Origin of the sequence: Spirillospora sp. NPDC000708, assembly GCF_040299565.1 — a bacterium.
Lineage (GTDB): Bacteria > Actinomycetota > Actinomycetes > Streptosporangiales > Streptosporangiaceae > Spirillospora.
On the sequence record NZ_JBEPCJ010000076.1, the window covers coordinates 1 to 19,343 of the forward strand.

A 19,343-nucleotide genomic window follows, 5' to 3' on the forward strand; every position below is an offset into this window, starting at 1 on the left:
CTCTCCCCCCACCCCCACCTCCGGATCACCCGACTTACGCGGCCACGTGCCCCCCCCCCGCACTGACCCCCGTCGGCGGCGGGGGGCCGCGCCGGGGCGCGCGCTGGGCCCCCCCCGCGACGACGCGGCCCTCGGGCGGCGTGCCGATCGCCAGGTCGACGTCCCAGAGCCCGCCGGGCAGCGGTTCGCCGCGCTCGACGGCCGCGACGTCCACCAGCGCCTCGAAGGTGACGAGGCCGTCCTCCGCCCCGACGGACGCGGGGAGCCGCAGCAGCCCGTCGCCGTCGCGCTCGCGCAGCAGCAGCTCCATCTCCGGCGCCGCCGGCAGGTCGTCGTCGCGCCTGATCGCGCCGGCGACGCGGAGCGCGGACCCCGCCCAGCCGACCTCCGTCAGGTAAGGCTCCGACATCGCCGCCCCCGCCTCGTCCTCCGCACGGTTCACCCGACCACTTCCCCCGGCGCCGCCGTCCAACCTGGCCGCCGCGCCACCGACAGAGGCCGGGTCACGGGACGACGGTCACCGGCCAGCGGCCCGTGCGGACCAGCCGGACCGCGACGGACCCGATCAGCCGGTGCCCGGCCTGCGCGGACGCGCCGACGATCACCGCGTCCGCGCGGGCCTCGTCGGCGATGCGGGAGATCACGGTGAACGGGTCGCCCTGCTCGGTGACGAACTCGTACCGGACGTCGGCGCGCTCGGCGGCGCGCTCCAGCTCGCGGCGCAGGTCCTCGGCGACGGCCTCGCCGGCCTCCCGCATCACCGCGGCGCCGCCGGCGGTGAGGGTGGACAGCGCGGCGATGCGCTCCACGTGCACGAGGATCAGCCGCGCGCCGCCGCGGCGCGCCAGGCCCCACGCGTACGCGCCGGCGTGCAGCGAGGTCTCCGACCCGTCGACGCCGGCCACGATCACCTTCGGCCCGTCCACGCCGTATTCGAACGGCCCTTCGCCGCTCATGCGATCATCACGCGGACCAGGGTAGTCGGGAATGTCAGAGTCGGGTGAAGCGGGCCACCAGGTCGTCGAGGCCGAGCGCGCCGGCCGCCAGCGCCCCGTACATCTGCTCGATCTCGCCGTAGCCGAGGTCGCGGGCGACGGCCAGCGAGTCGCCGCGCGCCTCCGCGGCGAGCAGGTCGAGCCGCCGCTGCGCCAGCGCCCGCACGAGGGTGCGGCGCCCCGCGTCCGCCGCCTCCTCCGCGCGCCGCAGCGCGAGGCTCCGCCGGATGTGCATGCGCGCCGGGACCGTCACGGCGAAGTCCAGCCAGTCCTCGGACGGGGAGCCGGCCGGGTCGGTGAGCACCTCCACCACGTTGCCGCTGCGGACCTGCACCGACATCGGCGCGAGCCGGCCGTTGACGACGGCGCCGATGCAGCGGTCGCCGGTGCCGGGGTCCAGCGCGTAGGCGAAGTCGAGCGCGGTCGCGCCCTCCGGCAGCGGCACGGCGCGGCCGTCCGGGGCGAACGCGGCGAGGTGCCCGGCGGCGAGGTCGGCGCGCAGGCCGTCCAGGAAGTCGGCGGACGGCGCGTTGGACTGCCAGGCCAGCAGCCGGCTCAGCCACGCCAGGTCGCGGCGGCCCGCCACGGCGTCGGCGGTGGCGGCATCGTCGCGGGCCTGCCGGATGTGCGCGACGATGCCGTACTCGGCGACCGGGTGCATCGCCTCGCTCCGCACGATGACGTCGAACGGGTCGCCGTCCGGGCTGATGACGCGCGTGTGCAGCGACCGGTACATGTTGTCCTTCGGCATCGCGATGTGGTCGCGGACCTGCCCGGCGACCGGGTGCAGCGCGGCGTGCACCGCGCCGAGCGCGATGTAGCAGTCGCGCTCCTCGCCGTCGACCAGCAGCAGGAGCCGCGCCGCCTCGCAGGGCCGCAGCCCGGCGAGATGGCCGCCGAACGTCTCGTGCACCGCATACAGGTGCGACGGCCGGATCTGCACGCGCGCGCGGACGCCGTGCTCGGCGAGCGCGTCGCGGATGCGCGCGACGGCGGGCGCGAACGCCGCGTCGGCCCGCCGCAGCGCGGCCCGGACGGCGCGCCCGGTCGCGGCGTGCTCCTCGGGGGCGCGCGCGGCGAACGCCAGGTCGTCCATCTCGCGTTTCAGCACGTGGATGCCGAGCCGCTCGGCGAACGGGACGAGCAGCTCCTGCGACGCCTTGGCGTACGGGGCCCGCTTGTGCGCGGGCCGGTAGCGCAGGGTCCGCAGGTTGTGCAGCCGGTCCGACAGCTTGATGACCAGGACGCGCAGGTCGGCCGCCGCCGCGAGCACGATCTTGCGGAACGTCTCGGCCTCGGCGCGCTCGCCCCAACGGCTGCCGTCCAGCTTCGTCACGCCGTCGACGAGGACGGCCACCTCCTCGCCGAAGTCGGCGCGGAGCTCCCCGAGCGTGTAGGGGGTGTCCTCGACGGTGTCGTGCAGCAGCGCGGCGACGAGCGTGGTGGTGTCCATCCCCATCCCGGCGAGGATCATCGCGACGGCCAGCGGATGGGTGATGTAGGGCGCGCCCGACTTGCGGAGCTGCCCCCGGTGCAGGCGCTCGGCGACCTCGTAGCCGCGCAGCAGCTCCGCCTCGTCGCCGCCCGGGCAGGCGGACCGGTGGACGGCGAGGAGCGGCGCGACGGCGGGGCGGACGGGGTCGCCCGCGAGGGCGGTTCGGGCGCGGCGCAGCGGCAGCCGGACCGGTCCGCGCGGCGCCCGCGGCCCGGCGGGCGCCCGCCGCAGCGGCGGGAACCTGGACCGCCCGCGCGCCGGGACGGGCGCGCCGGGAGGCGCGGCCCCGCCCGGCGGTGCGTCCGCGACGGAGGCCGTGCCTGTGGAGTTCGCCGGATCGAGGGTCGTCATCACGCACCCACCTGCCGCCCGCCCCGGTAGCGTCCCTGCTACTGGGTGTAACCGACATTATGCGCGACGCCGCGGCCGTGGCGGGAGACCGGGGCGTCCGTGTCGGCCCGGCGCCGCCGGGCGCGCGCTGGAGCGTGCCACCGCCGGGCCGTCCTGCACGCCCATTACGGACCCGCCGGGCCGGGCTGTCAAGGCGATTTAACACGCACTTCACGCGCCGGAGATTTCCCGGCCCCGCTGACCAGTGTATTAATGCGGTGAAGGGCGAAGGGCCGCCTTTGGTCAATGGCCTCGCGCCGTGCTCTGCCAGGACGGTTGGATAATGGCGAAATGATCCTCTCCCCGCGAGGCGTGCGCGACGCCGCCGTCAATGCCGTCCAGCTCGCGCGGCACGGTCATCTCGCCGATCTGCGGCCGATGCCGGCCGACCCGGTGGAGGGCGGGGAGGCCCGCGGGGTGCTGCGCTACCGCCCGCCGGACGGGGTGGTCCCGGCCGGGCCGCCGGTGCTGTTCGTCCCGCCGCCGTCCGCGCCGGCCCGCTGCTACGACCTGCGCCGCGGATGCAGCCTCGCCGAGCACGTCGTCCGCGCGGGACGGCGCAGCTACCTGCTCGACCCCGCCCGCGCCGGCGGCCCCGCCCGTGCGGGCGACACCGCCCGCGGCTACGCCGCGGGCCGGGCCGGACACGACGCCGGCCTGCGCGAATGGGTCCGCGACCTGCTGCCGGCCGCGATCCGCGCGGTCAGTCGCGACGCGGGCGGTCAGCCGGTCCAGCTCGTCGGCTGGTGCCTGGGCGGGGTGGTGTCGCTGCTCGCCGCCGCCGACGACCCGGACCTGCCGATCGCGTCCGTCGCCGCGATCGCCGCGCCGGTCGACGTCCGCGCGGCGCGGCTGCCCGTGCGGCTGCCGGCGCCGCACCTGCCCTCGCCGCACCTGCCCGTGTCGCACCTGCCCGTGTCGCGCCTGCCCGTGCCGCACCTGTCCGTGCCGCCGCCGTGGCCCGGGCTCGCCCGCGCCGCCGCCGCGGAGGTGTTCGGCACGCCGTTCGGCGGCGTCCCCGGCGCGCTGTTGAAACGGGTCCGCCGGGCGACCGGAATCGACAAAGGGCTGCTCCGCCCTTATCGGACGCTGACGCACCTCGACAATGCCGATCTCCTCGCCCAGATCGAAGCCGTCGATCAATTCACCGAAGCCGTTCCCGGATTCTCCGGGCGCGCCGCGCGGCGTATTCAGCGCGCCCTTTTCCAGGAGAACGCGCTGGCCGCGGGAGTCCTGGACATCGACGGCCGGCGGGTCGAGCTGCGCCGCGTCGGCGTGCCGGTTCTGGCCATCGCGGGGCGCGGCGACGGCGTCGCGCCGGTCCGGTCCGTCCTGCCGCTGATCCGGCTGCTGCCGGGCGCGCCGAAGGTGCGGTTCGAGGTCGCCTCAGGCGGCCACCTCGACGTGCTGACCGGGCGGTCTGCGCGGACGACCACGTGGGCGCACCTGGACCGCTGGCTGGACGAGGGGACCGTCCGGCACGGGATCCGCCGACAGCGCCGCGCGCCCGCCGTCACCGGCTAGCCCGGTCCCGCCCCGCCCTCCGGGATGACCGCCCGGTCGGGTCGGCCGCGGGTCTTCCGCAGGCCAAGGAAGCGTCCAAAGTGCTTTGCGGTGCCGCCATCAGCGCGTCCCCGGGTGTGTCGCCCCCGTGCTCGGCCGCTCACTGACCGTAGTGTTGCCGACCGTTGTCGAGAGCGAGGGTCACCAGCCGCGCGGTCGCCGGGCCGGGCCGCGCGGGACGCGTCGGGGGGCAGTGCATGGCCGCGGACAGGGACACGGCGGCGGGCGGGGACGAGGCGAGGGCCGTCCAGGACGGCCCGGAACGCCGCGCGCCCGGGACCGAGATCGTCGGCGTCACGCCGTTCGGCCGCCCCGCGCCGCACGTCGCGGTGGCCGTCGCGCGCGCCGGCGGGCACGGCGTGCTCGACCTCGGCACCGACCGGGAGCCGGCGCTGGCCGCGCTCGCCGACGTCCGCCGCTGGTGGGCGGGCCGCTTCGGGGTGCGGGTCCCGGCGGGCTGCCGGGTCCGCCCGCAGGAGCTGCCGGACGCCGTCGACACCGTGGTGTTCGACGCCCCGGCGCTGCTCGCCGACGACTCGCTGGACATCGCCGGGTTCGCGCGCGGACGCCGGCTGCTGGTCGAGGTCGTGGACGCCGCCGAGGCCGCCGCGGTGCTGCCCGTCGCCGGCGGGTTCCCCGGGACGCGCGGGACCGCGCTCATCGCCCGGGGCCGCGAGGCCGGCGGCCGGGTCGGCGACCTCACCACGTTCGTACTGCTGCAGCGGCTGCTCGCGGACGCCGCCGTGGACGTCCCGGTGCTCGCCGCCGGCGGCATCGGCCCGCGCACCGCCGCCGCGGCCGTCGCCGGGGGAGCGGCGGGCGTCGTGCTGGACGTGCAGCTCGCGCTCGTCCGGGAGATGGACCTTCCCGCCGACGTCGCCGCGGCGCTCACCGCGATGGACGGCTCGGAGACCCGCGTCGTGCACGGCCACCGCGTCTACACGCGCCCCGACCTGCCGGACATCGGCCTCGCCGGCCTCACCCCGGCGGAGGTCAACGCGCGGCTCGGCGCGACCGGGCTGCGGTCGCGGCTGCTGCCGGCCGGGCAGGACGCGCCGCTCGCCGCCGCGCTCGCCGCCCGGCACCGCACCGCGGGCGGCGTCGTCCAGGCCGTCCGCGAGGGGATCGCCGAGCACCTGCGGGCCGCCGTGCAGGCCGCGCCGCTGGCGTCCCGACAGACCCCGGACGGCCCCGAGTACCCGGTCGTCCAGGGGCCGATGACGCAGGTCAGCGACCGTTCGGCGTTCGCTGCGGCCGTCGCGCAGGAGGGCGGCCTGCCGTTCCTGGCGCTCGCGCTGATGGACGGCGACCGGGTGCGGACGCTGCTGCGCGAGACCGCCGACCGGCTCGCCGGACGGCCGTGGGGCGTCGGCGTCCTCGGGTTCGCGCCGCCGGAGGTCCGCGACGCGCAGCTCGCCGCGGTCCGCGAGGCCGCGCCCCCGTACGCGATCGTCTCCGGCGGGCGGCCCGCGCAGGCCGCGGCGCTGGAGGACGCGGGCGTCAGCGCGTACCTGCACGCCCCCTCGCCGGAGCTGCTGGAGCGGTTCCTCGCCGAAGGCGCCCGCAAGTTCGTCTTCGAGGGGCAGGAGTGCGGCGGGCACGTCGGGCCGCGCGCGAGCTTCCCGCTGTGGGAGGCGCAGGTCGAGCGGCTCATGTCGTTCGGCGGCGACCCGGCCGAGCTGTCGGTGATGTTCGCCGGCGGGATCCACGACGCGCGGTCCGCCGCGATGGTCGCCGCGCTCGCCGGGCCGCTCGCCGAGCGCGGCGCCGACGTCCGCGTCCTGATGGGCACCGCCTACCTGTTCACCACCGAGGCGGTCGCGGCCGGGGCGATCCTGCCGGGGTTCCAGAAGGCCGCCGTCGAGTGCGCGGGGACGGCGCTGCTGGAGACCTCGCCCGGGCACGCGACCCGCTGCGCCCGCACCCCCTACGTCGAGCGGTTCGCCGAGGCGCGCCGCGAGCTGGAGGCCGCCGGGACGTCCCGCCAGGACATGTGGGGGCAGCTCGAACGCCTCAACCTCGGCCGGCTGCGCATCGCCAGCAAGGGCCTGCGCCGGTCCGCCCCCGTCGGGCCCGACGAGCAGCGCGCCGAGGGCCTCTACATGATCGGGGACGTCGCGGCCCTGCGCGACTCCACGACCACCGCTGCCGCCCTGCACGAAGAGGTCACGGACGGCGCCACCGCGCTGCTCGCCGCGCGCGCCGCCGACCTCGGCATCGCCGGGGACCGCGCCGCCGCGTCCACCGCCGCCCGCCCCGCCGACATCGCGATCGTCGGCGTCGGCTGCGTCTTCCCCGGCGCCCGCGACGCCGACGCCTACTGGGCGAACATCGTCGGCGGCGTCGACTCGGTCACCGAGGTGCCCGCCGAACGCTGGGACCCGGCGATCCACTACGACCCGTCCGAGCCCGGCAAGACCCCGTCGAAGTGGGGCGGGTTCCTGCCGGACGTCCCGTTCGACGCGCTCGCCTACGGCATCCCGCCCAGCGCGCTCGGCAGCATCGAGCCGATCCAGCTCCTCGCCCTGGAGGTCGCGGCGCGCGCGCTGAAGGACGCCGGATACGCCGACCGCCCGTTCGACCGGTCCCGCACGTCGGTGTTCTTCGGCGCCGAAGGCGGCAACGAGCTCGCCACCGCCTACGGCCTCCGCGCCGCCCTGCCGTCCTACTACGGCGAGGTCCCGCCCGGCCTGGACGAGCAGCTCCCCGAACCCACCGAGGACTCCTTCCCCGGCGTCCTCACCAACGTCATCGCCGGGCGCATCGCGAACCGGCTCGACCTCGGCGGCGCCAACTACACCGTCGACGCCGCGTGCGCCGCGTCCCTCGCCGCCCTCGACGCCGCCTGCAAGGAACTCGCCACCGGCGGCAGCGACATGGTGCTGTGCGGCGGCGCCGACGTGCACAACGGCATCCAGGACTACCTGATGTTCTCCGCCGTCCGCGCGCTGTCGCCGTCCGGACGCTGCGCCCCGTTCGACGCCGCCGCCGACGGCATCGCGCTCGGCGAGGGCGTCGCCTGCGTCGTGCTCAAGCGCCTCGCCGACGCCGAACGCGACGGCGACCGCGTCTACGCCGTCGTCAAGGCCGTCGCCGGGTCCAGCGACGGCCGCTCCCTCGGCCTCACCGCGCCCCGCGCCGAAGGCCAGCGGCTCGCCCTCGACCGCGCCTACGAGCGCGCCGGGGTCCGCCCGTCCGACGTCGGGCTCGTCGAGGCGCACGGCACCGGCACCGAGGTCGGCGACCGCACCGAGCTCGCCACCCTCACCGCCGCGTTCTCCGCCGCCGCGCCCGGGTCCGTCGCGCTCGGCTCCGTGAAGTCGCAGATCGGCCACACCAAGTGCGCCGCCGGGCTCGCCGGGCTCGTCAAGACCGCGTACGCGCTGCACACCGGCGTCCTCCCGGGCACCCTGCACCTGACCAGCCCGAACGCCGCCTGGAAACCGGACGGGCCGTTCGCGTTCGGGACGACCGCGCGGCCCTGGGCCGCCCGCCCCGGCGACCGGTACGCCGGCGTCAGCGGCTTCGGGTTCGGCGGCGCCAACTTCCACGCCGTCCTCGCCGGCTACGACGGCGGCCCCGAACCGGTGTCCGGGCTCGCCGAATGGCCCGCCGAGCTGTTCCTGATCCGCGGCGCCGACCGCACCGCCGCCCGCGCCGAGATCGCCCGGCTCCGGCGGCTGCTGGACGTGCCGTCCGCCCGGCTGCGCGACCTCGCGCGGACCTGCGCGTCCGCCGAAGGGCGCGTGCAGGTCGCCGTTGTCGCCACCGGCCTCGACGACCTGCGCGGCAAGCTCGCCGCCGCCGCCGAGTTCCGCACCGCGCCCGGCGTGCACGTCCGCCGGTCGGGCGACCCCGGGCAGGTCGCGTTCCTTTTCCCTGGGCAGGGCAGCCAGCGGCCCGGCATGCTCGCCGGCCTCTTCGTCGCCTTCCCCCGCCTGCAGCGCCTGCTCCGCCTCGCCGGCGGACGCTACGCGCCCGTGATGTTCCCGCCCGCCGCGTTCGGCCCCGGCGAGGCCCGCCGGCAGCGCGAGGCGCTCACCGACACCCGGGTCGCGCAGCCCGCCCTCGGCATCGCGGGACTCGCCGTCCACCGCCTGCTCACCGCCGTCGGCGTGCACCCCGACCTCGCCGCAGGGCACAGCTACGGCGAGCTCGTCGCGCTCTGCGCCGCCGGCGTCTTCGACGACACCGACATGATCGAGCTCAGCGCCGCCCGCGCCGAGGCCATCCTCGCCGCCGCGGGCACCGACCCCGGCGCCATGGCCGCCGTCGCCGCGCCGCTCCGGCAGGTCAGGGAGGCCGTCTCCGGCGTCTCCGAGATCGTCGTCGCCAATCACAACGCGCCCGACCAGGTCGTCGTGTCCGGCACGACCGCCGGAGTCGCCCGCGCCCTCGCCGTCCTGGCCGAACGCGGCCTCGCCGCCGAGCGCCTGCCGGTCGCCTGCGCCTTCCACAGCCCTCTCGTCGCCGCCGCGTCCGGCACGCTCCGCACCGCCCTCGCCGGACGCGACCTGCGCTCGCCCGCGTTCCCCGTCTGGTCCAACACCACCGCCGCCCCCTACGACAGCGACCCCGCCGACCTCGCCGCGACCCTCGCCGGGCAGGTCGCCGCGCCCGTCCGGTTCGTCGAGCAGATCGAGGCGATGTACGAGGCGGGCGCCCGCACCTTCGTCGAGGCCGGACCGGGACGCGTCCTCACCGGCCTCACCCGCCGCATCCTCGGCGACCGCCCGCACACCGCCGTCGCCTGCGACGCCGCCGAGGACGGCTCCGTCGAACGGCTCCTGCACGCCCTCGCCGACCTCGCCGCCGCCGGCGTCCCCGTCGACCCGCTGCCGCTGTTCGCGGGCCGCGACGCCCGCGTCCTCGACCCCGCGTCCGTCCCCGCCGCGCCCGGCTGGATCGTCAACGGGCACCTCGTCCGCACCGCCGACGGCGGCTACCCGGCGGGCGCGCTCCGGCCCGCCGAGCGCGTCCCCGCCGCGGCGCCGGCCCGCCCGGCCGGCTCCGACACCGCCGTCCTGGAGTACCTGCGCGCCGGCCGCGAACTGATCGCCGCGCAGCGCGAGGTCATCCTCCGCCACCTCGGCGCCGAGCCCGCCGGGCCCGCCGGCCCCGGCGTGCCCGCCGCGCCGATCCCGGCGCCCCGCCCCGTGCTGCCCGGCGAGACCCTGCCCCTGCACTCCGCCGAGCCCGAGCCGCCCCGCGACGTCCATGCCACCGTCCTGTCGGTGATCAGCGCCCGCACCGGCTACCCCGAGTCCATGCTGGGCGCCGACCTGGACCTCGAGGCGGACCTGTCCATCGACTCCATCAAGCGCACCGTCATCATCGGCGAGGTCACCGAGCGCGTCGGCCTCACCGCCCCGGACGCCGTCATCGAGCAGCTCACGCGCCTCACCACGATCGGCGACATCGTCGACTGGCTCCGCACCCGCCTGCCGTCGGCGCAGGCCCCGCAGCGCCCCGCCGTCCCGCCCCAGTCGGCGCCCCGCCCCGGCGGCCCCGAACGGCCGGCGGCCCCGGCGCCCCGTCCCGCGAGACCCCGCGATCCGGAGACCACCCCGAAGGCGCCGCATGTCCAGACCGCTGGCGGCACCGAACGCCCCCGCCCGGCGACACCGCCCCAGACCGGCCGGCCACAGGTCGCCACGCCCCGCGACGCCGAGACGCCCTCGACCGCAGGGACCCCGGAGCAGCCGTCGAGCACGGAGACCCGTCCTGGCAAGGCGATGAGCAGTGCTGCTAGTGCGCCCACGGATCGAGGTGAGTCGCGCACTGCCGCGCCCGTCTCCGAGGGCGACGGTGAGCGGGCCGGTGGTTCGGGGAGCCAGGGGGCGGTGCCGTCTGCCCGGGTGCCTGAGACGCAGGGCTCTGGCGGTGAGGCGGACGACGCGCCCGCCGGTGAGGTGCGGCCGGACGCGGACGACGCGGATCGGCGGCCCACCGGGGAGGCGGCCGTCGAGGTCGTGCGGCTCGGCGGGGACGGGGTCGCCGCGCTCGGCGGGGAGGACGCGCAGACGGGGCTCTTCGGACGCGGCGGGACGCCCGCGCAGCGGGCCGCCGGACGGGGCGGGGAGCCGACGGGAGCGCGCAGGGTGCTCGCCGGGCGGGTCCGGCCGTCGGGGGAGCGGGCCCGGCGCGTCGTCCGGCAGGTGGTGAGGACGGCGGACCTGGAGGCGCTGCCGGTCCCGGCGGACACCGGGACGGTGTTCGACGGGCGGACGTTCGTGGTGGTGGACGACGGGTGCGGCGTCGCGCTGGAGCTGGCGGACCTGCTGGAGCGGCACGGGGCGCGGGTGCGGACACCGCTGGACGTCGACGGGAAGTGCGACGGCCTGGTGCATCTGGCGGCGCTGCGGCCGGGCGCGACGGCGGTGCTGCCGGACGCGTACGCGGGGATCCGCGGCGCGCTGGTGGGCGGGCTGCGGTGGCTGGTCGTGGCGAGCGGGTCCGGCGGGACGTTCGGGCGCGCGTTCGACGGCGGCGGCATCGGGGACCCGGGGCCGGGCGCGGGGCTGCGCGGGCTCGCCGCGACGGTCGCGCAGGAGTACCCGGAAACCCTGGTCAGGGCGCTGGACGTGGACACCAAGGACACGCCGCGGGCGATCGCGCTGCGGATCCTGGCCGAGCTGCTGGACGCCCGGGGCCCGGTGGTCGTCGGGCATGAGGGCGACCTGCGGCACACGATGCGGGTGGTGCCGGTGGAGCTGCGCGGCGAGGCGCGGGTGCCGCTGGGGCCGGACGGCGTCGTCCTGCTGACCGGGGGCGCGCGGGGCGTCACCGCGCGCGTCGCGCTGGAGCTGGCGCGGACGACCGGCTGCCACATCGAGGTGATGGGGCGGACGCTGGAGCCGGTGGGTCCGGCGTCGTTCCCGGACGTCCCGGACGAGGCGGGGCTGCGGCGGGCGCTGGTCGCGCAGGGCGGGCGCCGGCCCGCGGAGATCGAGGCGACGGTGCGGCGCATCCTGGCGGAACGGGAGATCCGCGCGAATCTCGACGCGCTGAAGGAGCACGCGGCGTCGGTCCGATACCACGCGGGCGACGTGCGGGAACCCCGGATGGTCCGGGACGTGGTGGAGCGGGTGTACCTGCGGCACGGCCGGCTGGACGGGGTGGTCCACGGCGCGGGCGTCGTGGAGGACCGGCTCGTCCGGGACAAGGAGCCGCAGTCGTTCGAGCGGGTGTACCGGACGAAGGTGGACGGCGCGTCGGCGCTCGCGGCGGCGGTGCGGCCCGACGTCGGGTTCTTCGTCGTGTTCGGCAGCGTCGCGGGCGTGCACGGCAACCGGGGGCAGGCGGACTACGCGGCGGCGAACGAGGCGTGCGACACGCTCGCGCACGTGTGGCGGACGCGGCTGCGCGGCCGGGTGCTGGTGGCGGACTGGGGTCCGTGGGCGGGCGGCGGCATGGTGTCGCCGGAGCTGGCCCGCGAGTACGGGCGGCGCGGGATCGGGCTGATCGATCCGGACGCGGGCGTGGCGGCGCTGCTGCGGGAGATCGCGCACGGGGACGAGACGCAGGTCGTGTTCACCGGGACGGTCCGGTGACGGGGGAGCCGATCGCGATCGTGGGCGCCGGGGCGGTGTTCCCCGGGGCCGGTTCGGCGGCGGAGCTGTGGCGCAACGTCCTGGCGGGCATCGACGCGATCACCGAGGTGCCGCCGGGCCGCTGGGACCCGGCGGTGTACTACGACCCGGACGCCTACGGGCGGGCGCCGGAGTGCGACCGGTTCTACTGCCGGCGCGGCGGGTTCGTGGACGAGCTCGCGACGTTCGATCCGGCGCGGTTCGGGATCATGCCGGCGTCGGTGCCGGGGATGGAGCCGGACCAGCTGATGGCGTTGCGGGCGGCGGCGGAGGCGATCGCGGACGCGGGCGGCGACGACCGGCTGCCGGACCGGACGCGGGTCGGGGTGGTGATCGGCCGGGGCGGCTACATCACCCCGGGGGTCGCGCGGTTCGACCAGCGGGTGCGGACGTCGCACCAGGTGGCGGGGGTGCTGGCGGAGCTGCTGCCGGAGCTCGGCGCGGACCGGCTGGAGGAGATCCGGCGGGCGTTCTGCGCGCGGATCGGGCCGGACGGCCCCGACGCGTCGGTGGGGCTGGTGCCGAGTTTCGCGGCGGCGCGGATCGCGAACCGGTTCGATCTGCGCGGCCCGGCGTACACGGTGGACGCGGCGTGCGCGTCGTCGCTGCTGGCGGTGGAGCACGCGGTGCGGGCGCTGCGGAGCGGCGAGGCGGACGCGATGCTGGCGGGCGCGGTGCACCACGCGCATCACGCGACGGTGTGGAGCGTGTTCAGCCAGCTGCGGGCGCTGAGCCCCAGCGAGACGATCCGGCCGTTCGACCGGGGCGCCGACGGGACGCTGCTGGCGGAGGGCACCGGGGTGGTGCTGCTGAAGCGGCTGCGGGACGCGGTGCGGGCGGGCGACCGGATCCACGCGGTGGTGGTCGGGGCGGGGTCGTCCAGCGACGGCCGGGCGGCCGGGATCATGAGCCCGCTGGTGGACGGGCAGGTCCTGGCGGTGGAGCGGGCGTGGCGGGACGCGGGCCTGGACCCGCGGGCGCCGGGCGCGCTGGGCCTGGTGGAGGCGCACGGGACGGCGACGCCGGCGGGGGACGAGGCGGAGCTGGCGACGATGCGCCGGGTGCTCGGGACCGACGGCGCGCCGGTCGGGCTCGGCACGGTGAAGTCGATGATCGGGCACGCGATGCCCGCGGCGGGGATGGCGGGGCTGATCAAGGCGGCGTGCGCGGTGCGCGACGGGGTGCTGCCGCCGACGCTGCACGTGGACGATCCGCATCCGGCGCTGGACGGGGGGCGGCTGCGGGTCGTCCGGGAGGCGGCGGAGTGGGAGCGGCCGGCGGACGGTCCGCGCCGCGCGGTGGTGAACGCGTTCGGGTTCGGCGGCGCGAACGCGCATCTGATCCTGGAGGAGCCTCCGGCGGGGCGGGCGCGCAGGCGCAGGCGGCTGGACGCGCCGTCCTCGGAGGAGGGCGTGCTGAGGCTGGCCGCCCGCACCACCGACGAGCTGGCGTCGCTGCTGGCGGTGCCCGACGAGGAGCTGCTCGCGCGCGCGGGGGAGAGCCCGCCCGACCTGCCGGTCCGCCTGGCGATCGTCGGGCCGACCGCGCGCAGGCTGGACCTGGCGCGGGCGGTCGTCCAGCGGGGGACGCCGTGGCGGGGACGCAGCGACGTGTGGTTCGCCCCGCGGCCCCTGCTCGCCGAAGGCGGGCGGCTGGCGTTCCTATTCCCGGGGTTCGAGCCGGCGTTCGAGCCGCGCGTGGACGACGTCGCCGAGCACTTCGGGATGCCGAGGCCGGAGCCGACGGGCCGCACCGACCTGCTCGGCCACGCGGCGGACGTGATCGCGGTGGGCCGGCTGCTCGCCGCCGCGCTCGCCGAGCTGGGCGTCGAACCGGACGTCGCGGCCGGGCACAGCCTCGGCGAGTGGACCGCGATGATCGTCGCGGGGATGTACGACCCGGCCGCCGTGGACGCGTTCGTGCGGGCGCTCGACCGCGACGGGCTGGACGTCCCCGACGTGGTGTACGGGGCGCTCGGCTGCGGCGCGGACCGGGCGCAGGAGGCGATCGCCGGGCGGCCCGGCCTGTACGTCAGCCACGACAACTGCCCGCACCAGTCGGTGGTCTGCGGACCGCCCGAGGACGTCCGGGACGTGCTGGGCCGGCTGGCGGCCGAGGGCGTCCTCGGGCAGGAGCTGCCGTTCCGCACCGGGTTCCACACGCCGCTGGCGGAGGCGTACGAGAAGCAGGTGCAGCGGTCGTTCGAGGCGCTGGAGATCCGCGAGCCGCGCTTCCCGCTGTGGTCGGGGACGACGGCCGCGCCGTTCCCGTCGGACGCGGACGCGGTGCGGGACCTGGTCGCGCGGCACCTGCTGGAGCCGGTGCGGTTCAGCGAGCTGATCGAGGAGCTGTACGGGACGGCGCACGTGCGGGCGTTCGTGCAGGTCGGGCCGGGGAGCCTGACGGGGTTCGTCGGCGACCGGCTCGGCGCCCGCGAGCACTTGGCGATGGCGGTGAACGTCCCGAAGCGCGACGGCATGGCGCAGCTGCGGCGGGTCGTCGCGGCGCTGTGGGCGGAGGGGTACGGGGCGTCCCCGGCGCCGCCGGCGTCGGCGGGCATGCGGCTGGACCTCGGGACGCCGCTGGTCAGGCTGGACGGCGCGGTGCCGCCGATCCGGCCGGGCGGCGCGGCGGTGCCGTCGCTGCCGGCCGACGACCCGGTGCTCGCCGAGCTGGAGGCGCTGCTCAACGACGCGGCGACCGGCGCGCAGACCGTCCTGGAGGCGCTCGGCGGCGGGGCGGCGCCCGCGTCCGCCGACGAGGCGCCGGCCGCCCCGGCGGACGAGCTGGTGATCTCCCGGGTGTTCTCGCTGGAGGCGATGCCGTACCTCGCGGACCACTGCGTCTTCCCGCAGCCCCCCGACTGGCCCGACATGTCGGACCGGTTCCCGATCGTGCCGCTGGCCACGCTGCTGGAGGTGATGGCGGCGACCGCGCGGGAACTGCTCCCCGACACGGTCGTGGTCGGGTTCGAGTCCGTCCGCGCCGTCCGGTGGGTCGTGGCGGCCCCGCCGACCAGCGCCGCCATCCGCGCCCACCTCGTCGACGGAGGCGGCGCCGCGGGCACCGGCCCGCGCCGGGTCAAGGTCGTCATCCCCGGCCACACCGACGGGACGGTCCTGCTCGCCGAGCGCCACAGCGCCCCGCCGCCGCCGGACCGCACCCCGTTGACCGGGGAGGGCCCGCCCGTCGTCTCCGCCGAGCGGCTCTACGAGGAACGCTGGATGTTCCACGGCCCGCTGTTCCGCGGCGTCACCGAGGTGACCGCGCTCGCGGAGGACGGCGTGCGCGGCGTCCTGACGTCCCTGCCCACGCCGGGCGCGCTCATCGACAGCGCCGGGCAGCTGTGCGGCCACTGGATCCAGGTCTACGGGGAGAAGGACCAGACCGTCTTCCCCGTGGGGATCGAACGCGTCTCCCTGTACGGCCCGCCGCCGGCCGCAGGAGAACGCCTCGAGACCACCGTGTGGGCCGAGTCGCTCACGGACACCACCCTGCGCTGCTCCGTCGAGATGGTCCGCGAAGACGGAGCCCTCTGGGCGCGCATCGACGGATGGACCACGCACCGCTTCTACACCGACGAAGCCCTGTGGCGGATGAAGTTCACCCCCGAGGTGTCCGGCATGGGGGAACCGCAGGACGGCGGCTGGTGCCTCGCCCGCAAGCGCTGGGACGGCACCGCGTCCCGCGACCTCGTGATGCGCCAGTACCTGTGCGCCGTGGAGCGCGCCGAGTACGAGCGGCTCCCCGGCTTCGCGCAGGGCCCGTGGCTGCTCGGCCGCATCGCCGCGAAGGACGCCGTCCGGGACTGGCTGTGGCGCAACGGCCACGGCCCCCTGTTCCCCGCCGAGCTGACCGTCCGCGACGGCACCGGGCGGCACCCGGCCGTCACCGGACCCTTCGACCAGGACCTGGCCGTGGCCATCGCCTGCGACGCCGACCTCGGCGTCGCGCTGGCCCGGCCCGCCGGCGAGCCCGCGGGCGTCGGCCTGGCGTCCGGCGGCGGGGACGCCCGCGTCCGCGCCGCCAAGCAGGCCGTCCTGCAGGCCCTTCCCGCCGGCCACCCCGAACCCGCCGTCACCGCCTCCGACGCCGAGCACCTGCTGGTCACCGGCGGCGGCGCGGTCACCGAGGTCGGGACGCGCGAGCTGGACGGACACGTCGTGGCCTGGACGGTCACGGCGGGCGGAACCGACATGGAGGAGAGCCGAACATGAGCGACGACGCCCTGACGCAGGTCGTCCGGATGCTGGCCGAGGTCGTGGGGGAGGACTTCCTCCTCGACGTGGAGATCGGCCGCGACACCTCGTTCAACGAGGACCTCGGGCTGGAGAGCATCGAGTTCGTCGCCCTCGCCGACAAGCTGCGCGACCACTACGGCGACGACGTCGACCTCGCCGCGTTCATCGCCGGCATGGACATCGACGAGATCATGGACCTGACGGTCGGCGACCTGGTGGACCACATCGCCGCCACGGAGGCCGCCCATGCCTGACGTCACCGTCCGCGGCGTCCGCTTCCACGTGCAGACCATCGGCCCGCCCGCGCCCGTCGCGCCCGTCGTCGTGTTCCTGCACGGGCTCGTCCTGGACAACCTGTCGAGCTTCTACTACACGATCGCCGGGCCCGTCGCCGAGGCCGGCGCCCACGCCGTCCTCTACGACCTGCGCGGGCACGGCCGGTCCGAACTGACCCCGGACGGCCACGGCGCGGACGACGCCGTCGCGGACCTGTTCGCGATCCTCGACGCGCTCGGCCACGACCGCGTCCACCTCGTCGCCAACAGCTTCGGCGGCGTCATCGCGCTCAAGGCCGCGCTCGACCGCCCCGACCGGATCGCCGGGCTCGTGCTCATCGAGGCGTACGGCCCCGCCGAGCACGACGGCTGGGCCGAGGGCCTGCTCAACACCCTCACCGCGTCCGCGCTCGGCCTGGAGTACGACCGGCTCGCCGACCAGCTCCTCGCCGCCGGATGGCGCAAGACCGGCCGGCAGGTCGCCGCCGCCGACGCCCTCGTCAACCGCACCACCCTGCTCGACGACCTGGCCCGCACCGAGCCCGTCCGCCCCGCCGAGCTGGCCGCCGTCCGCTGCCCCGTGCTCGCCGTGTACGGGCAGCACTCCGACGTCGCCGAGGCCGGGCGGCTGCTGCTGCGCACCGTCCCCGGCTGCACCCTGCACGTCATGGTCGGCCACGCCCACACCGTGCTGCGCGACGGGACCGCCGAACTCCTGGAGGTCATGTTGCCCTGGCTGGCCCGCCACGCCGGCACCCGCGTCCCCGCCACCGCCGCCGGAGGTGCCCGGTGAAGGGCCGCCGCATGCAGGTGCCGTCCCTGCTCGGCGCCCCCGGCATCCCGCGCGCCGAGACGCCGAAGCGCCGGTTCCTGTTCGCCGTCCCGCCGCTCGCCGGGCACGTCAACCCGACCGTCGCGGTCGGCGCCGAACTCGCCCGCCGCGGCCACACCGTCGCCTGGACCGGCCACCGCGCCACCCTCGAACCGCTGCTGCGCGCCGGCGCGCGGATCTTCTCCGCCGAGGACGACGCGTTCGCCGCGCGGCTCGCCGCCGCCCGCGAGGAGTGGCTGCGCCTGCGCGGCCCCGCCGCCCTGCGGTTCCTGTGGGAGGAGTTCATCGTCCCGCTCGGCCACGCGATGATGCCCGGCGTCGAGACCGCCCTCGACCGGTTCCGCCCCGACGTCGTGATCAGCGACCAGATCGTCCTCGCCGCGCCCGTCGCCGCCCGGCACCGCGCGATCCCGTGGGCCACCTCCGCGACCACCTCCGCCGAGTTCACCCGGCCGCTCGCCGGGATGCCGCTCGTCGAGGGCTGGGTCCGCGACCAGATCGGCGACTTCCAGCTCGACCACGGCATCGAGGACCTGCTCGACCTGCGGTTCTCCGACCACCTCGTGCTGATCTTCTCCACCGGCGCGCTCGTCGGGGACACCTCGGTCTTCCCCGACCACTTCGCGTTCGTCGGCCCCGCCCTCGACCGCCCGGCGGGCGCCGCGTTCCCGTGGGAGTGGCTGGACGGCCGCCCCGCCGTCCTGCTGACCCTCGGCACCCTCAACGGGCCCGCCGGGGAGCGGTTCTACCGGGTCGCCGCCGACGCCGTCCGCGACCTGGACGTCCAGGCCGTCTTCGTCGCCCCGCCCGGCACCGTCGGCGACCCGCCGCCGAACGTCCTCGTCCGCCCGCACGTCCCGCAGCTCCGGCTGCTGCAGCGGATGTCCGCGGTCGTCTGCCACGGCGGGCACAACACCGTCTGCGAGAGCCTCGCGCAGGGCCTGCCGCTGGTCGTCGCGCCGATCCGGGACGACCAGCCGGTCATCGCGCGGCAGGTCGAGGCCGCCGGCGCCGGCGTCCAGGTCCGCTTCGGCCGGGTCCGGGCCGAGGAACTCCGCGACGCGCTGACCACCGTCCTCACCGGCGACGCGCACCGCGCCGCCGCCGAGGCCGTCCGGGACTCCTTCGCCGCCGCCGGCGGCGCCGCCGAGGCCGCCGACCGCCTGGAGAAGCTGGCGTGATCGCGGTACCCGCGCTGGTGGCGGCGGGCCTCATCGCGGACGCGGTGCGGCTCCGCCGCCGCCTGGCGCGGATCCGCAGGCTCCCGCAGCCCCGCCGGACCGCCCCGCTGAGCTGGGAGGACCGGCGCGAACCCACCGGATACGACGTGATCAGCGCCGACGGCGCCGTCATCTCCGCCAACGTCCGGCACGCCGCCGTCGCCCACGCCCGCGCCACCGGCCTGGACGTCCTCGGCCTGGTCCCCGCCGACCTCCCCGTCGTCCGCGCGCTCGACATGCTCCGCCACACCCGCGACGCGGGATTCGCGGCGGTCGTCCACACCGAACTCCTGGACGACGCCTACACGGGCGACTACACGAGCACCATGGCGCGCCTCCGCCGCTACGACGCCGACGTCGAGCACGTCGTCGTCCCCTGCCACCTCACCCCGCGCGCCCCCGCCTGCAAGGGGCGGGCGGCATGGCTGTGCGGGCTCGGCGTCACCCTCGCGCAGGCCGTGGTGCCCTCCATCCTCACCATGGCGCTCGTCCTCGCGGCGCTCGCGTCCGACCCGCAATGGGGCCCCGTCGCCGTCATCGCCTACTGCGCCGTGCCCTACCTCGTCTTCGCCGGCACCCCGCTCTCGCCCCGCGACCTGCACCGCACGGCGCTGCTGCGGCCCGTCCTCACCCCGCACACCTGGTGGCGGACCCTCGCCGGGGACGCCGTGCCCTGGCACCGCCCCGCGTGGCGCCACCCGCGGAAGGACGAGATTTGATCGGCCTCGCCACGTCCCCGG

At 77.1% G+C, this 19,343-nt stretch carries 10 protein-coding genes; 7 read left to right on the forward strand and 3 right to left on the reverse strand.

Translation table 11 applies throughout. The features are described from left to right. Positions 1-34: 34 nt before the first annotated feature. The 3 genes from ABT299_RS38400 to ABT299_RS38410 form a co-directional block, all read right to left on the reverse strand. The gene (locus tag ABT299_RS38400; protein WP_500253729.1) at positions 35-442 is read right to left on the reverse strand and encodes a hypothetical protein; all 408 of its coding nucleotides are present in this window, start codon (positions 440-442) and stop codon (positions 35-37) included. A gap of 61 nt (positions 443-503) precedes the next feature. Continuing rightward, entirely contained in the window at positions 504-956 is a 453-nt protein-coding gene (locus ABT299_RS38405) for a universal stress protein (RefSeq protein ID WP_190862913.1), read from the reverse strand. Between the two features lie 34 nt (positions 957-990). Then, positions 991-2,841, reverse strand: coding sequence for a RelA/SpoT family protein (locus tag ABT299_RS38410; RefSeq protein ID WP_500253730.1), 1,851 nt, complete (start codon positions 2,839-2,841; stop codon positions 991-993). A gap of 330 nt (positions 2,842-3,171) precedes the next feature. On the opposite strand from ABT299_RS38410, the gene ABT299_RS38415 reads away from it, so the two are divergent. The 7 genes from ABT299_RS38415 to ABT299_RS38445 all read left to right on the forward strand — a co-directional run bounded on the left by ABT299_RS38415 (position 3,172) and on the right by ABT299_RS38445 (position 19,322). Continuing rightward, positions 3,172-4,404 (forward strand): alpha/beta hydrolase, encoded by a 1,233-nt coding sequence (locus ABT299_RS38415; RefSeq protein ID WP_500253731.1) that lies wholly within the window; start codon positions 3,172-3,174, stop codon positions 4,402-4,404. Between the two features lie 236 nt (positions 4,405-4,640). Beyond that, positions 4,641-11,996, forward strand: coding sequence for an SDR family NAD(P)-dependent oxidoreductase (locus ABT299_RS38420; protein ID WP_500253732.1), 7,356 nt, complete (start codon positions 4,641-4,643; stop codon positions 11,994-11,996). After that, entirely contained in the window at positions 11,993-16,252 is a 4,260-nt protein-coding gene (locus ABT299_RS38425) for a beta-ketoacyl synthase N-terminal-like domain-containing protein (protein WP_500253733.1), read from the forward strand. The genes ABT299_RS38420 and ABT299_RS38425 overlap by 4 nt, the downstream gene beginning before the upstream one ends. Further along, positions 16,249-16,530, forward strand: a complete 282-nt coding sequence (locus ABT299_RS38430; RefSeq protein WP_190859879.1) for an acyl carrier protein — start codon at positions 16,249-16,251, stop codon at positions 16,528-16,530. The genes ABT299_RS38425 and ABT299_RS38430 overlap by 4 nt, the downstream gene beginning before the upstream one ends. Continuing rightward, complete coding sequence (locus ABT299_RS38435; protein ID WP_500253734.1) at positions 16,523-17,344, forward strand: alpha/beta fold hydrolase; 822 nt, start codon at positions 16,523-16,525, stop codon at positions 17,342-17,344. The genes ABT299_RS38430 and ABT299_RS38435 overlap by 8 nt, the downstream gene beginning before the upstream one ends. A gap of 11 nt (positions 17,345-17,355) precedes the next feature. Continuing rightward, on the forward strand, positions 17,356-18,564 hold the full coding sequence (locus ABT299_RS38440) for a glycosyltransferase (RefSeq protein ID WP_500253735.1): 1,209 nt from the start codon (positions 17,356-17,358) through the stop codon (positions 18,562-18,564). Further along, on the forward strand, positions 18,561-19,322 hold the full coding sequence (locus tag ABT299_RS38445; protein WP_500253736.1) for a hypothetical protein: 762 nt from the start codon (positions 18,561-18,563) through the stop codon (positions 19,320-19,322). The genes ABT299_RS38440 and ABT299_RS38445 overlap by 4 nt, the downstream gene beginning before the upstream one ends. Positions 19,323-19,343 lie beyond the last annotated feature (21 nt).

What these genes read in the sequence shown, in the direction of transcription:
- ABT299_RS38405 (WP_190862913.1), bottom strand. Translation starts at nt 956, where the DNA reads ATGAGCGGCGAAGGGCCGTTCGAATACGGCGTGGACGGGCCGAAGGTG.
- ABT299_RS38410 (WP_500253730.1), bottom strand. Translation starts at nt 2,841, where the DNA reads ATGACGACCCTCGATCCGGCGAACTCCACAGGCACGGCCTCCGTCGCG.
- ABT299_RS38415 (WP_500253731.1), top strand. Translation starts at nt 3,172, where the DNA reads ATGATCCTCTCCCCGCGAGGCGTGCGCGACGCCGCCGTCAATGCCGTC.
- ABT299_RS38420 (WP_500253732.1), top strand. Translation starts at nt 4,641, where the DNA reads ATGGCCGCGGACAGGGACACGGCGGCGGGCGGGGACGAGGCGAGGGCC.
- ABT299_RS38430 (WP_190859879.1), top strand. Translation starts at nt 16,249, where the DNA reads ATGAGCGACGACGCCCTGACGCAGGTCGTCCGGATGCTGGCCGAGGTC.
- ABT299_RS38435 (WP_500253734.1), top strand. Translation starts at nt 16,523, where the DNA reads ATGCCTGACGTCACCGTCCGCGGCGTCCGCTTCCACGTGCAGACCATC.
- ABT299_RS38440 (WP_500253735.1), top strand. Translation starts at nt 17,356, where the DNA reads ATGCAGGTGCCGTCCCTGCTCGGCGCCCCCGGCATCCCGCGCGCCGAG.